The sequence below is a fragment of the Salirhabdus salicampi genome (assembly GCF_024259515.1).
Classification (GTDB): Bacteria; Bacillota; Bacilli; order Bacillales; family Alkalibacillaceae; genus Salirhabdus_A; species Salirhabdus_A salicampi.
In genome coordinates, this window is record NZ_JANBWE010000002.1 from 91,955 (window position 1) to 105,921 (window position 13,967).

A 13,967-nucleotide genomic window follows, 5' to 3' on the forward strand; every position below is an offset into this window, starting at 1 on the left:
ATATTATATGCTTTTTCTATTGTTACATTTTAGCATATCTTTTTCTATAAAAATATGATTTAGATTGAAAATTACTCTTTTTTCATACGTTGTATAAGGACAGGTTGAATCTGTTTCCGTTCTATGGCATGTTTCACAGTATCTACTAGTTCACTCATTTCAGCAACTAAGGAGTTTGGTTTTTTGAAAGGATGATCCTGACCGAATGGAATGAAATAAATATTTTCACTTGCCATTAGTCTCATTAAGTTTACTCCGTTTAATCCTAAGGCATCGTTAGTAGATATGCCTACGACTACTGGATTTTGATTACGCATGGTGGCTTTTGCCGCCATCAACACAGGACTATCTGTCATTGCATTAGCAAATTTACTTAATGAATTGCCGGTTAACGGAGCAATAACCATACAGTCTAATGGCGCTGTAGGACCTAATGGTTCAGCCTCTGGCATTGTGGATATAATCTTTTTCCCTGTGATGTCCTCTATTCGTTTTACATGCTGCGCAGCGTCTCCAAATTTTGTATCTGTTGTTTGCACTGTATATGACGTGATTGGAACGACTTCGGCCCCCTCTTCCATTAATTTTTCCATTTCCGGGAATACAGCATCATACGTACAATGGGAACCAGTAACCCCAAAACCAATTCGTTTCCCTTTTAAGTCCATCTCAGAAGACCTCCCTTAATGTTCTTCAAGTAAAATTTGTGAGATAACATTAGCCAATATTTGCCCCGCCGTTTTCGGAGCCACAATTCCCGGTAAACCAGGGGCTAATATTGCTCTCATCCCCCTCTTTTTTGCATAACGAAAATCTGTTCCTCCCGGCTTGGAGGCAAGGTCGATGATAATCGCTTCCCGTTTCATATTTTGCAAGACTTTTACGGTAACAATCGGGGCTGGAACGGTATTAATTAAAATATTTAAATGTTCTACTTGATTACTAACATCATCAATATGAAATGGTTCAAAGCCCATTTCAAAAATACGAGCTAAATCACTTGGCTTTCGCGCCCCCACTTTTACGTTCGCACCTAATGCCTGGAAGGCACGTGCAGCTGTTACACCTACTCTCCCAAAACCTAATACGGCTACATTGGAATTATGAATGGTAAAATCGGTATATTGAATTGCCATCATAATGGTTCCTTCTATGGTTGGAATCGAATTGTAAATAGCTACGTCATTTCGATTAAATAATGGAATAAGAGTAAGGTTTGCTTGCTCAGTTAAGTTTGTTAAATAATCATTTGTAATACCTGTAAAAACAAGACACGAAGGATTTAATTGCTCAATCCATTCTTTCGTTAATTGTGGAGAGTAATCGGAGAAGTGAGTTTCGAAATATCCCTCTTTATCTGTACCAGGGACGGGAAGAATAATCGCATCCAGATCTTCTTTCGGAATGTTCTCCATCGTCGCTTTGCTTGAACCGGGTATAGATTCCTCTAACTCTTCAAAACCAACTAAATATAAAGTAGCATCCGCATCACATAAACGCCTTACAATCTCGAGTTGCCTAGCATCGCCACCAAGAACAGCGATTTGATAATCAGTTAGCATATGAACACCTCACATATGAAAAAAGCCCAGAAACTGATGTTTACGCTTTATACTATGTAGAGAAGAAAACATCGTGAATAAAAAAAAACCGGGAAATTTCCCGGTTTCAAACTCAACGAATCGGCTTAATAATAACCATATCATCACCGATCGTCTCTATTTCACTCCATCTAATTTTTGCTTCATGTTCCCCTTTTTTGACACCGAACCATTTATAGTTCGGAACGATGATGGATTCAATTTTTCCCGTTTTTTCATCAATTTCTAAATCAGTTTGGCCTAAGATACCTAGCCGATTCCCTTTTGTTATATCAATCATTTCTTTCCCGCTTAAATCCCGAAACCTCATGATAATCCCTCCTTGTACATTGTATGCACATAAAGGTGGTGATATTTACTCCTCACGTGTTGAGATTAATGCTCTCGAATAGGCAGCATTGAAAATTGTCGTTAGTACATCCTGAATCGAATCATGGTTTACAGCATCTATTTGTTTAACGATTTCGTCTAATGTTCGATGTCGTTTTAACAATAGTTCGTTTTTACCGTTTCGGCTCATCCGACTATTCGTACTCTCTAACCCGAGCATTAAATTTCCTTTTAACTGCTCTTTACTATTTTTTAATTCCTTATCGGTGATTCCGTCACGCTTTAATACCGATATTGTATGTTCAATCGTTTGTTCTAGTTCTTGTAATTGTTCATTACCAGTACCACCATAGATGGTTAACATACCATTGTCTAAAAACGAGCTGTGATAAGAAAATACAGAATAGGCTAGTCCCTTTTCTTCCCTTACATCTTGGAACAACCGAGAGCTCATTGAACCACCTAAAACATTGTTTAGTACAACTAAGCTATATACGTCTTTGTGGCCTACAGGAAAACCTGCATACCCCAAACATAAATGGGCTTGCTCTGTTTCCTTTTTACGTACTAAGTTTTGATCTAAAAATAGAGGTTGATCATTTTGTTGTGTTCGCTTGCCAGACTCATAAGAGCCAAACAAATTTTCAACCTCAGAAAAAAACGATTCGTCTATATTTCCGGCCACTGAAATGACGACATTGTCTGGTGAATAATTTTCATAAATGTATTGACGCAAATCATCAGGTGTGAACGTATGTAATGTTTCCTCTGTACCTAGTATTGGTAGACCAAGTGGATGGTCACCATAGCTCGCCTGTGCTAATAAATCATGGACGATATCGTCAGGTGTATCTTCATACATTTTGATTTCTTCAAGAACAACTTTCTTCTCACGCTCTAATTCCTTTGCATCAAATTTAGAGTTAAAAAACATATCCCCTAAAATGTCGAGTGCATAGGAGGCATGAGAATCTAAAACTTTTGCATAGTAGCACGTATACTCCTTCGAAGTGAAGGCGTTAACATGCCCTCCTACAGCATCAAATGCCTCGGCAATATCGCGGGCAGAGCGGGTCTCTGTTCCTTTAAAAAACATATGTTCAATAAAGTGTGAAATGCCATTATTTACTTTCATTTCATTTCGGGACCCAGCTAAAACCCAGACACCGATAGAAACTGATCGTACTGTTGGTATTTCTTCTAGTACAATACGTACTCCGTTTTGACAAGTATATCTTTTTACCAAGGTGAAACCTCCTATTACGATGGTGATCTATCTTTTTTCAGTCAACAGCTGACTAACTGTACTCATTTTATATTCTTTCTGTTTTATATTCAAAATAAGCTCCTGCAATGCCTTTTTTGTTACTTCGGTAGGGTGCATTAATATGATGGATCCAGCATCTACTTTTTTCATAACGCGATTTATCATCGCCCGTTTCGAAGGCTTTTTCCAATCAACGGTATCAACAGTCCAAAGAATCGTTTCCATTTCAAAATTGTCTACAACTTTTACTACTTCCTCATTGAAACTTCCCGCCGGTGGGGCAAATAACTTTGGCTTCTTACCTGTTATTCCTTCCAAAATATCATTGGTCCGTTTTACTTGCTCGTATATTTGCTGGGATGATAAGCGACTAAAGTCCGGGTGGTTATAGCCATGATTCCCAATTTCATGACCTTCCTCTTTAATCATTTTGACCAAATCTAAGTTTTGTTGAGCCCATTTGCCATCAATAAAAAACGTTGCTTTTACGTCACCATCATTTAATGTTTTCAACATATCGGGTACATGCTCTTCTCCCCATGCAACATTAACAGCAAACGAAACCATTTCCTTTTCCGGATGGCCTCGATACACAGGAGCCGCAGGTAAGTCAGAAAACTTTACCTCTGGTTCAATTTCTTTAAAAACCAACAGTTTCTCATCAAACCCACCATTTTGCTTCATTTTTTTATACGATTTTTTAATATCTACTTCCAAACCATTCAAGCCGGGCATTTTTTTCCACACTTTATCTATTTTAGCATTTTTAGGCTCTTTTTCATAATTTGCCGCGTTTTCAACAATTCGATTATATAGGGGATCATCGTTAGCTGTTTGTACTGGTACGTTTTTTATTGATGTAACATAATCCTTCGTATAAGGGTTTTCAAACGTGACAAATGAAATTGTAACTAATAACAGAAATAAGACCGTTTGGTACATATACCTACGCTTCATATCCATTCCCCCTCACCTAAAACTATGTATAGGTGGGACAGGTTAGAACCGAAGCCCCTAGAAATGCAAAAAGAAACTGGCATGCCAGCTTCTTCGGATGTAAGTTATGCTTTTTGTTGTTCTTTCTCTTCCTGATCTTTAATCGCCTGTTTTCTCGATAAGTTAACTCGACCTTGTTTATCAATTTCTTTGACTTTGACAAGGATTTCATCTCCGACCGATACGAAATCTGAAACGTTTTTCACATGTTTTTCATCTAATTCAGAGATGTGTACGAGACCTTCTTTACCAGGGAATAATTCAACAAAGGCACCGAACTTTTCAATTCGTTTTACTTTTCCTAAATAAATCTCTCCAACCTCGACTTCTCTCACAATATCTTCAATAATTTTCTTAGCCTTTTCATTCATAGAAGAATCGGTAGAAGATATAAATACTTTTCCGTCTTGTTCAATATCAATCTTAACTCCAGTATCTTCAATAATTTGATTAATTTGTTTTCCGCTCGGTCCAATAACGTCACGAATTTTGTCTGGGTTAATTTTCATCGTTAAGATTTTTGGTGCATATCGTGATAGCTCATTACGTGGGTCAGCAATTGTCTCTAACATATGATTCAATATTTCCATGCGACCTTTTTTTGCTTGTCCTAAAGCTTCATCTAAAATGTCACGAGAAAGACCTTCAATCTTAATGTCCATTTGTAATGCTGTGACACCGTTAGCTGTACCTGCTACTTTAAAGTCCATATCTCCCAGGAAGTCTTCCATTCCTTGAATATCTGTTAAAACGGAATAGTCATCACCGGATTTCACAAGTCCCATTGCAATACCTGCAACTGGAGCTTTAATTGGAACACCAGCGTCCATCATAGCCATTGTGCTTGCGCAAATACTAGCTTGAGATGTAGAACCATTCGATTCAAGCACTTCTGAAACAAGGCGAATTGTATATGGGAATTCTGTCTCTGATGGAATAACAGGCTCTAGTGCGCGTTCACCTAAGGCTCCATGTCCAATTTCCCGTCGGCCTGGTCCACGTATTGGCCCTGTTTCACCAACACTATATGATGGGAAATTATAATGGTGCATAAATCGTTTTGATTCTTCTAAGTCAAGCCCATCGAGAATTTGAACATCCCCAAGAGCACCTAATGTACATACGCTTAATGCTTGCGTTTGACCCCGTGTAAATAACGCAGAACCGTGTGCACGAGGTAAAATTCCTGTACGGGAAGTTAACTTGCGGATTTCATCAACACCACGACCATCTGGTCTGATTTTTTCCTTCGTAATAAGTCGGCGAACCTCTTCTTTCACAATCTTATCCAATACGGCTTTTACTTGGCTAAGCTTCTCTTCATCAGCTTCCTCTTCCGTATATTTTTCAATAATTTGTTGTTTCGCCTCTTCAATTGCTTGCTCTCTAGCTTTCTTTTCACGAACTTGTATCGCTTCGACTAAAGTGTGCTTCGCAACGTTTTCAACTTCCTCAACAATTTCATCTTCTAATTGGAATAGCTGAATTTCTGATTTTTCTTTTCCAACAGCTGCTATGATTTCTTCTTGAAATTCTACGATACGCTGAATTTCTTCATGGCCAAACATTATCGCTTCTAACATAACCTCTTCTGGAACTTCGTCTGCACCAGCTTCAACCATGTTTACAGCATCTTTCGTACCTGCAACAGTTAAATGAATGTCACTTTTCTCTAGTTGTTCAACTGTCGGATTGATAATTAGTTCACCATCAATGCGGCCTACAATAACACCAGCGATCGGTCCGTTAAATGGAATATCTGAGATACTTAACGCAATGGATGAACCAATCATTGCGGCAATTTCAGATGAACAGTCTTGATCCACACTCATAACCGTACTTATTACTTGTACTTCGTTACGGAAACCATCTGGGAATAATGGGCGAATTGGACGGTCGATTAATCTGGAAGCAAGGACTGCTTTCTCACTTGGGCGACCCTCCCGCTTTATAAACCCTCCTGGTATTTTTCCGACAGCATACAATCGCTCCTCATAATTGACCGTTAACGGAAAAAATGGTAAGTTTTTAGGTTCTTTTGATGCTGTAGCAGCTGAAAGAACGGCAGTGTCACCGTAACGGATCATACAAGCACCATTTGCTTGTTTCGCTAATTCTCCAATTTCAACGTTGAGCTTTCGTCCAGCTAATTCATAGGAGAATTGCTTCTTCTCTTCTGTCATATTGTTAAAACTCCTCTCAAATCTAAATTACCCCTATATGAGTATATATTGCTGTATTTAAACAAAATTATAAATGATTATGTATAAAAACTAAAGAAAAAGCGGGAATCCTCCCGCTTTTTTTAGTCTTAACGACGAAGTCCAAGTTTTTGAATTAACTCACGGTAACGAGCAACATCCTTCTTACGAAGGTAGTTTAACAAGTTACGACGTTTACCAACCATCTTCAATAGACCACGACGTGAGTGGTGATCTTTTTTGTGTGTACGTAAATGATCGTTTAAGTTCTGAATCTCCTCAGTAAGGATAGCAACCTGTACTTCTGGTGAACCAGTGTCGTTATCATGTGTTTTGAACTCGCTGATAAGTTCGTTTTTACGTTCTTGTGTAATAGCCATCCTATTCACCTCCTATTCATGTAATCCCCAATCCCCTAGCAAGCGTCGGTGATTCGTCTTGCCAAGCAATGGTTCTAGTTATTTCGTACGGGTATTAGATTACCGTTTTTTCAGGAAAATTGCAAGTGTTAATCCTTGGGCAAGTGTAAAATGTAACGACGTATATTCGATTCATCTGCATGCAACTGTTCTACAAGTTGGTCAACTCCGTTAAATTTCGTCTCTTCCCGAATAAAATGATATAAGTCCACATGTAACATCTCATTATACAGATTGGCCGAAAAATCAAAAATAAATACTTCAATTGATGGCTTATCTTCAAATTGTTGAAACGTCGGTTTATATCCAATGTTCGCCATCCCATAATAATAGTTGTTCTTCCATTTTATTCCGACAGCATATACCCCCATTTTGGGGATAATATAATCAGGAAGAACATCAATGTTGGCAGTGGGAAATCCAATTGTTCTTCCTCTTTGATCTCCAGTTACTACTTTTCCTTTAATACGATACGGACGACCTAGTAGTGAAGACGCCTGTTCCATTTCACCTTTTACAATTTTATTACGAATGAGTGAGGAACTGATTTTCTCGTCTCCTTCTGCAATTTTCTGAACTGTTGTATGTGTGAATTGGCCTTTCCCATGATCCTTAATCGTTTTCATATTGCCTTGTCCTTTAAAGCCATATGTAAAGTCAAATCCGGCAACTACATGTTGTACATTCAGTTGTATTAAGAAATGCTCTACAAATTGCTCAGGTAACAATTTAGCTAATGTTTCATTAAAATTGACAACATATACATAATCAATACCAAGCTGTTCAATCTGCTGCAATTTATCCTCTATTGGTGTAATGTAATGGACAGTTTGCTGCCCTTTGTTTAATACAACAGATGGATGTGGATGAAAAGTCATTACTCCACTACTATGACCTTTTTGTTCAGCTATATGTTTCGCTGTTTCAATCACTTCTTGATGACCACGATGTACCCCATCGAAATAACCGATAGCTAATGTCGTTGCCGGCATTTCATTTTGCTGCAAGTTATGAGGATATTGTAAGTTGTATACTCTCATTTTCTCACCTACTTCCCATTCGTATATGAGAACACTCGATACGGTTTCATAAACTGACGTTTTGCTGGGTGTCGTTCATATAGCGCAATTAATTGGTTTCGTTCATTTACAATTCGAAATAATGGAGTGTTCACCACCCCTTCAGGGAATGGTAAAACTTGTCCATTTCGATACTTGACCTCATCTTCGTCAGAAATGATTATTTCATCAAAGTCTTGTAAGGCAGCGTTCATTGATATAATGTAGTTTTGCAGCTCACCCTTTTCGGCAGCTTCTTCTGCATCTTCTAACGTTATAGCCTTATTTTGTGTAAAAGTACCAGACTGAGTTCGAGTCAAATTTGACATGTGGGCAGGAAAACCTAACGACTTCCCTATATCTACACATAGTGTGCGTATATAGGTTCCTTTTGAACAACGTACACGAACGGAAAACGTAACCTTCCCATCATCATTCTTTATGGAAGAAATCAATTCCATGTCATAAATTGATACGACCCGTTTTGGCCTTTCCACTTCAATTCCTTCACGTGCATATTCGTAAAGTCTTTTCCCATTTACCCTTATCGCAGAGTACTTCGGTGGTATTTGTTCAATATCTCCAACAAACGTTGCGAGTACTTCCTTAATTTTATCTTCTGAAAGAGACGGTACGTGTTTACGTTCTATGATATCTCCTTCCTGATCTTCCGTCTCTGTTGCAATGCCGAGACAAACTTCTGCCTCATACACTTTTTCGCCACCCATTAGTAACGGCGATAATTTCGTAGCTTGTCCAATACAAATTGGCAGCATACCTTCAACAGTTGGATCAAGGGTACCTGTATGACCGACTTTTTTCGTCTTTGCGATTTTCCGTACCTTAAATACACAATCATGGGATGTTAAGCCTTTTGGCTTCCACAACGGCAATACTCCATCCATATTGCTTTCACTCCGTTCCATCTTGCTGTTTTCAAAACAATAGGGATAGACACATTGGTCTATCCCTGTTTATTACTGATCTGTGTCTCCATCGTTTAAATCACGTAAAATGGTTTCAATCCGATTTCCATATTCAATTGCTTCATCAAATTCAAATGTGATTTCCGGAGTTTTTCGAAGACGAACCCGCTTTCCAATTTCGGAACGGATGAAACCTTTCGCCTTCGCTAATCCGACTAATGTGTCCTGCTTTTTATCATCGTCACCTAATACGGATATATATACTTTTGCTTGTTGGAGGTCACCTGTAACCTTTACAGCTGTTACTGTTACAAAACCAACTCTAGGGTCTTTAATTCTTCGGCTAATGATTTCTCCAAGCTCTTTTTTCATTTGTTCTGCAACTCGATTTGCACGTAAATCGCTCATTAGACGTCACCTCTTCTACTAAAAGGACGGATTAAAACCATTCTTGGTGATATTCGGTTACCTCCAAATCATGAAAAGAATCAATCGTGTTTAACACACTTTGTAAAACCCGTTCAATTTGTATTCTTTCCTTAGATACAAAGGCGATACCGAAAACTGTTCGTTGCCACAAGTCGTGGTACTTTAATTCACTTATGGAAACATTATAATCTTGTCGAACTTTGGAAATTACCTTTTTTAATATCGAGCGCTTCCCTTTTAACGAATGAACATCATATAAGAAACATTCGACTTCTAGGTAACCAATCATGTACGTTTAATTTCCTCCATGATATAAGCTTCAATAACATCGCCTTCTTTAATGTCATTAAAGTTTTTAATCGTCACACCACATTCATACCCTTGTGCAACTTCTTTCACATCATCTTTATATCGTTTTAGGGTGTCAATTTCACCTTCAAATTTCACTACACCATCTCGAATGACACGTACGCCAGAATTTCTTGTCACTTTACCCTCGGTTACGAAACAACCTGCAATTGTACCGATACGTGATACTTTAAATGTCTCACGTACTTCTATTTGACCAATTACTTTTTCTTCAAATTCTGGGTCAAGCATACCTTTCATAGCTGCTTCAATCTCTTCGATAGCTTTATAAATAATACGGTGTAGGCGAATGTCGACACTTTCTCTCTCTGCAGCCTTCTTCGCATTTACATCTGGTCTAACATTAAAGCCGATAACAATAGCGTTTGATGCAGAAGCCAAAATAATATCAGATTCATTAATAGCACCTACGCCTGTGTGGATAATTTTCACATTTACGCCTTCTACATCAATCTTCTGTAGAGAAGCAGCCAATGCCTCTACCGAACCTTGAACGTCGCCTTTTATAACGATGTTTAAATCTTTCATTTCACCTTGTTTAATTTGCTCAAATAAATCATCAAGATTTACTTTTACGCTATCATTACGTTGTTCCTCAATTTGCTTTTGTTGACGTGCTTCACCAATTTGGCGTGCTTTTTTCTCGTCATCAAATGCGATAAAGCGATCACCGGCTTGCGGCACGTCATTTAAGCCTGTAATTTCAACCGGTGTTGATGGTCCTGCCTCTTTAACGCGTCGACCTAAATCATTGACCATTGCACGAACACGTCCAAAGGTATGGCCAACAACAAGGGGGTCTCCGACCTTTAACGTTCCGTTTTGAACAAGCAATGTAGCTACTGAACCACGCCCCTTATCAAGCTGCGCTTCAATAACAGTACCTGTAGCAAGACGATTTGGGTTAGCTTTCAGCTCTTCCATTTCAGATACTAAGACAATCATTTCAAGTAGCTCGTCGATACCTTCACCTTGGATGGCAGAAAGTTTAACAAAAATTGTTTCGCCGCCCCAATCTTCTGGCACAAGTTCATGTTCTGTTAACTCTTGCATGACACGATCCGGGTTTGCCCCTTCTTTATCCATTTTATTAACCGCTACAATAACCGGCACTTCGGCTGCTTTTGCGTGGTTAATGGCCTCTACCGTTTGTGGCATTACACCATCATCAGCAGCAACGACTAAAATGGCAATGTCCGTTACTTGTGCACCTCTTGAACGCATGCTTGTGAAGGCAGCGTGACCAGGTGTATCTAAAAACGTTATTTTCTTCTCATCTACTTCAACTTGGTATGCACCAATATGTTGAGTAATCCCGCCAGCTTCTCCTGCAGTGACTTTTGTATGACGAATGGAATCCAATAATGTCGTTTTCCCATGGTCAACGTGACCCATAATCGTCACAACGGCTGGACGCTCAATTAAGTCTTCTGCGTCATCTTCGAAGTCAAAGTTTTCGATTGCAATATCGTCAATTTCTTCTTTTTCTTCCACTTCAACACCGTAATCTTCACAAATTAACTCAATGGACTCTTTATCCAATTCTTGGTTAATTGTTGCCATTACACCTAAGAACATCAACTTTTTAATTAACTCGGATGGTTCTTTGTTTAGCTTTTCAGCTAATTCTCCAACAGTAAGAGAGGAAACAAATGTAATTTTACTTGGGGTTTCCGCCTTGCCTTTTGCATCATTGTGGTGCCTTTGTGCATTGTTGTGATTTCGATTATCGTTACCGCTTTTTTTGTTTTTCTTATTTTGTTTCTTATTGTTTGGCTTTTGATTGTTCTGAGGTTTTTGATTCTTATTTTGTTGATTATTCTTTTTCTGGTTGTTTTGGGTGTTTGATTTATTTTGAGTATTCGTTTTCTTTTCTCCGTTCTTTTTCGGTTCTTTTTTCTCCTGTGCAGGTGTCTCTTTTGACCCGAATTGTTTATTTAATTTCGTAATGGTTTCGTCAGAAATCGTCGACATGTGGTTACTTACTTCAATATTTAATTCTTTTAATTTTTCAATGACATCTTTACTTTTTACATTCTTTTCTTTTGCGTATTCGTATATGCGTATTTTGCTCATACGTTCACCCCCGCTAATTTTAATTGAGCATCGTGGAGATCTTTTGTGCAAAACCTTTATCAGTAATTCCGATTGCTACCCTTCCACTTTTCCCAATAGCATTCGAAAGAGTATCTCGATCATCAGTAATAACATAAGGAATTTTATAATAAGTGCACTTATCCGTTAATTTCTTCTTCGTATTATTTGAAGCATCATTTGCGATAATAAGTAAAGAGATTTTCTGTTTCTTAATATCCCGAACAATAGCTTCTTCCCCTAATGTACATTTACCAGCACGAAAAGCGAGCCCAACTATATTTAAATATGATTGTTTCATTATTTAGCACCTTCAACTGCATTTAGCAAATCATCATAAATGGAATCATTCACTGACGCTTTCAAATGATGAGCTAAAACATTTTGCTTGCGTGCTTGTTCAATGGTTTCCCTATCTTTCGTAAGATAGGCTCCACGCCCATTTTGTTTTCCTGTTGTGTCAATGAAAACATCGCCCTCTTTATTGCGAACAACACGGATTAATTCTTTTTTCGGTTTCATTTCTTTTGTTACGATACATTTTCGTAACGGCACTTTCTTATTCTTCATTCCCATGACCTCCTATTCGAAAAGATTGTCATCCTCTTCAGAATAAGAATCATCTTCGGTATTACCCTCTTCAATAATACCTGCTGAAATGGCTTCGGATTCACTCTTTATATCAATCTTCCAACCCGTTAATTTTGCTGCTAATCGTGCGTTTTGACCTCTTTTTCCAATTGCTAAGGAAAGCTGATAATCCGGAACAACAACAGTTGTTGCTTTTTCTTCTTCATCAACAAGCACGGTTACAACTTTCGCTGGGCTTAGTGCGTTGGAAATGTAAACAACTGGGTCTTCAGACCATTGGACAATATCAATTTTTTCGCCTTTTAATTCATCAACGACCGCCTGAACACGTTGGCCGCGTTGTCCGACACAAGAACCAACTGGGTCAATGTCAGGGTTCTCAGCGTAAACAGATATTTTTGACCGGTCTCCTGCCTCACGGGCTACAGATTTAATTTCTACGATTCCGTCATAGATTTCAGGTACTTCCATCTCGAACAGTCGCTTCAACAACCCTGGATGGGTACGGGAAACAAATATTTGTGGTCCTTTGTTTGTACTTTCCACTCTCGTAATAAACACTTTAATACGGTCATGAATGTTGTACGTTTCATTAGGCATAATTTCGTTGAATGGAAGCCGTCCTTCTGCCTTCCCCAGGTTGACATAAATAAAACGATTATCTCGACGTTGGATAATCCCCGTCATAATATCTTCCACCCGGTCAGCGAATTCACCATAAATAACTCCACGTTCTGCTTCACGTACACGCTGTGTTACGACTTGCTTGGCAGCCTGTGCCGCAATTCTACCAAAATCTTTTGGTGTTACTTCAATTTCGATTACGTCCCCTACTTCGTAGTTTGGGTCGATTTTTGCTGCTTCCTCCAGGGAAATTTCGAGCTGATCATCTTCTACTTCTTCTACGATTTCCTTACGGGCAAATACTTTCATAGAACCGTCTTCTTCATTTAAATCTACACGTACATTTGTTTTTGATTTGAAATTTTTCTTATAGGCTGAAATTAGTGCCGCTTCCAGGGCATCAATTAGTACGTCTTTATCTATTCCTTTTTCTTGCTCCAAATATTGAATGGCTTCAAAGAGCTGATTGGTCACCATTATATCCTCCTTTAATTAAAAGATACTGCTAAGCGAGCTTTTGCAATTTTATCGTAAGGGATTTCAACGTTCTTTTTTCTCGTTTTCACTTTTGCTTCAATCGTGACTACGTCATCTTCAAAAGAAGTTAAAATACCTTCATACTCCTTTTCCCCATCTATTGGTTCATATAACTTCACATAAACATTATGGTTAAGGAACTTTTCAAAATCACGTTTTGTTTTTAAAGGTCTTTCAACCCCAGGTGAGGAAACTTCCAGAAAGTATGCTGTTTCAATCGGGTCTACGTCATCGAGCTTTTCACTTAACTGTTCACTTACTTTCCCGCATTCCTCTATATCAACCCCACCTTCTTTATCAACAAAGACACGCAGAAATCGATCTTTTCCTTCTTTAACAAATTCAACATCAACTAATTCCAGGTTCATATCGTCTAAGATTGGTTGAACTAATTCTTCGGTAATTTGCGTAACATTTTTACCCATTTCTTGTCCCTCCTTTTTTACGTAGAGAAAAGATTATGTACGTAAAATTCCCTGCTACGAAGCAGGGAATTACACGTGGTGAAAAGAGGCTTTCAAAACG

At 38.4% G+C, this 13,967-nt stretch carries 16 protein-coding genes; all 16 read right to left on the minus strand.

Annotated features, from left to right (window positions below; translation table 11 throughout):
* Positions 1-71: 71 nt before the first annotated feature.
* A complete protein-coding gene (locus NLW78_RS06440) occupies positions 72-668 on the minus strand; it encodes a dipicolinate synthase subunit B (protein WP_254496198.1) in 597 nt (198 codons plus the stop codon).
* 15 nt (positions 669-683) lie between these two features.
* Positions 684-1,562, minus strand: a complete 879-nt coding sequence (gene dpaA, locus NLW78_RS06445) for a dipicolinic acid synthetase subunit A (protein WP_254496200.1) — start codon at positions 1,560-1,562, stop codon at positions 684-686.
* Positions 1,563-1,674: 112 nt separating this feature from the next.
* Positions 1,675-1,911 (minus strand): YlmC/YmxH family sporulation protein, encoded by a 237-nt coding sequence (locus NLW78_RS06450; protein WP_254496201.1) that lies wholly within the window; start codon positions 1,909-1,911, stop codon positions 1,675-1,677.
* A gap of 45 nt (positions 1,912-1,956) precedes the next feature.
* Entirely contained in the window at positions 1,957-3,177 is a 1,221-nt protein-coding gene (locus NLW78_RS06455) for a M16 family metallopeptidase (RefSeq protein WP_254496202.1), read from the minus strand.
* 27 nt (positions 3,178-3,204) lie between these two features.
* Positions 3,205-4,155, minus strand: a complete 951-nt coding sequence (locus NLW78_RS06460; RefSeq protein ID WP_254496204.1) for a polysaccharide deacetylase family protein — start codon at positions 4,153-4,155, stop codon at positions 3,205-3,207.
* 104 nt (positions 4,156-4,259) lie between these two features.
* Complete coding sequence (gene pnp, locus NLW78_RS06465; RefSeq protein WP_254496205.1) at positions 4,260-6,377, minus strand: polyribonucleotide nucleotidyltransferase; 2,118 nt, start codon at positions 6,375-6,377, stop codon at positions 4,260-4,262.
* Positions 6,378-6,505: 128 nt separating this feature from the next.
* Positions 6,506-6,775 carry a 30S ribosomal protein S15 gene (gene rpsO, locus NLW78_RS06470; protein ID WP_254496206.1) on the minus strand — a complete coding sequence of 90 codons (270 nt, stop codon included), beginning with the start codon at positions 6,773-6,775 and terminating at the stop codon, positions 6,506-6,508.
* 128 nt (positions 6,776-6,903) lie between these two features.
* Positions 6,904-7,854 carry a bifunctional riboflavin kinase/FAD synthetase gene (locus NLW78_RS06475; protein WP_254496208.1) on the minus strand — a complete coding sequence of 317 codons (951 nt, stop codon included), beginning with the start codon at positions 7,852-7,854 and terminating at the stop codon, positions 6,904-6,906.
* Positions 7,855-7,862: 8 nt separating this feature from the next.
* Complete coding sequence (gene truB, locus NLW78_RS06480; protein ID WP_437181951.1) at positions 7,863-8,798, minus strand: tRNA pseudouridine(55) synthase TruB; 936 nt, start codon at positions 8,796-8,798, stop codon at positions 7,863-7,865.
* Between the two features lie 51 nt (positions 8,799-8,849).
* Positions 8,850-9,206, minus strand: coding sequence for a 30S ribosome-binding factor RbfA (gene rbfA, locus NLW78_RS06485; RefSeq protein ID WP_254496210.1), 357 nt, complete (start codon positions 9,204-9,206; stop codon positions 8,850-8,852).
* 31 nt (positions 9,207-9,237) lie between these two features.
* Positions 9,238-9,516: a DUF503 domain-containing protein gene (locus NLW78_RS06490; RefSeq protein ID WP_254496212.1), complete on the minus strand. Its 279-nt coding sequence runs from the start codon at positions 9,514-9,516 to the stop codon at positions 9,238-9,240.
* Positions 9,513-11,672, minus strand: coding sequence for a translation initiation factor IF-2 (infB, locus tag NLW78_RS06495; RefSeq protein ID WP_254496214.1), 2,160 nt, complete (start codon positions 11,670-11,672; stop codon positions 9,513-9,515). The genes NLW78_RS06490 and infB overlap by 4 nt, the downstream gene beginning before the upstream one ends.
* A gap of 19 nt (positions 11,673-11,691) precedes the next feature.
* Complete coding sequence (locus tag NLW78_RS06500) at positions 11,692-11,991, minus strand: L7Ae/L30e/S12e/Gadd45 family ribosomal protein (RefSeq protein ID WP_254496215.1); 300 nt, start codon at positions 11,989-11,991, stop codon at positions 11,692-11,694.
* The gene (gene rnpM / locus NLW78_RS06505) at positions 11,991-12,260 is read right to left on the minus strand and encodes an RNase P modulator RnpM (RefSeq protein WP_254496216.1); all 270 of its coding nucleotides are present in this window, start codon (positions 12,258-12,260) and stop codon (positions 11,991-11,993) included. Before rnpM ends, NLW78_RS06500 begins: the two co-directional genes overlap by 1 nt.
* Positions 12,261-12,272: 12 nt before the next feature.
* The gene (gene nusA / locus NLW78_RS06510; protein WP_254496217.1) at positions 12,273-13,379 is read right to left on the minus strand and encodes a transcription termination factor NusA; all 1,107 of its coding nucleotides are present in this window, start codon (positions 13,377-13,379) and stop codon (positions 12,273-12,275) included.
* A 14-nt stretch (positions 13,380-13,393) separates the two neighbouring features.
* Positions 13,394-13,867 (minus strand): ribosome maturation factor RimP, encoded by a 474-nt coding sequence (gene rimP, locus NLW78_RS06515; RefSeq protein ID WP_254496219.1) that lies wholly within the window; start codon positions 13,865-13,867, stop codon positions 13,394-13,396.
* Between the last annotated feature and the right edge of the window lie 100 nt (positions 13,868-13,967).

Excerpts from the sequence above, each read along its gene's own strand:
- NLW78_RS06440 (WP_254496198.1), bottom strand. The coding sequence starts at position 668 with ATGGACTTAAAAGGGAAACGAATTGGTTTTGGGGTTACTGGTTCCCAT.
- dpaA (WP_254496200.1), bottom strand. The coding sequence starts at position 1,562 with ATGCTAACTGATTATCAAATCGCTGTTCTTGGTGGCGATGCTAGGCAA.
- NLW78_RS06450 (WP_254496201.1), bottom strand. The coding sequence starts at position 1,911 with ATGAGGTTTCGGGATTTAAGCGGGAAAGAAATGATTGATATAACAAAA.
- NLW78_RS06460 (WP_254496204.1), bottom strand. The coding sequence starts at position 4,155 with ATGAAGCGTAGGTATATGTACCAAACGGTCTTATTTCTGTTATTAGTT.
- pnp (WP_254496205.1), bottom strand. The coding sequence starts at position 6,377 with ATGACAGAAGAGAAGAAGCAATTCTCCTATGAATTAGCTGGACGAAAG.
- rpsO (WP_254496206.1), bottom strand. The coding sequence starts at position 6,775 with ATGGCTATTACACAAGAACGTAAAAACGAACTTATCAGCGAGTTCAAA.
- NLW78_RS06475 (WP_254496208.1), bottom strand. The coding sequence starts at position 7,854 with ATGAGAGTATACAACTTACAATATCCTCATAACTTGCAGCAAAATGAA.
- truB (WP_437181951.1), bottom strand. The coding sequence starts at position 8,798 with ATGGAACGGAGTGAAAGCAATATGGATGGAGTATTGCCGTTGTGGAAG.
- rbfA (WP_254496210.1), bottom strand. The coding sequence starts at position 9,206 with ATGAGCGATTTACGTGCAAATCGAGTTGCAGAACAAATGAAAAAAGAG.
- NLW78_RS06490 (WP_254496212.1), bottom strand. The coding sequence starts at position 9,516 with ATGATTGGTTACCTAGAAGTCGAATGTTTCTTATATGATGTTCATTCG.
- infB (WP_254496214.1), bottom strand. The coding sequence starts at position 11,672 with ATGAGCAAAATACGCATATACGAATACGCAAAAGAAAAGAATGTAAAA.
- NLW78_RS06500 (WP_254496215.1), bottom strand. The coding sequence starts at position 11,991 with ATGAAACAATCATATTTAAATATAGTTGGGCTCGCTTTTCGTGCTGGT.
- rnpM (WP_254496216.1), bottom strand. The coding sequence starts at position 12,260 with ATGAAGAATAAGAAAGTGCCGTTACGAAAATGTATCGTAACAAAAGAA.
- rimP (WP_254496219.1), bottom strand. The coding sequence starts at position 13,867 with ATGGGTAAAAATGTTACGCAAATTACCGAAGAATTAGTTCAACCAATC.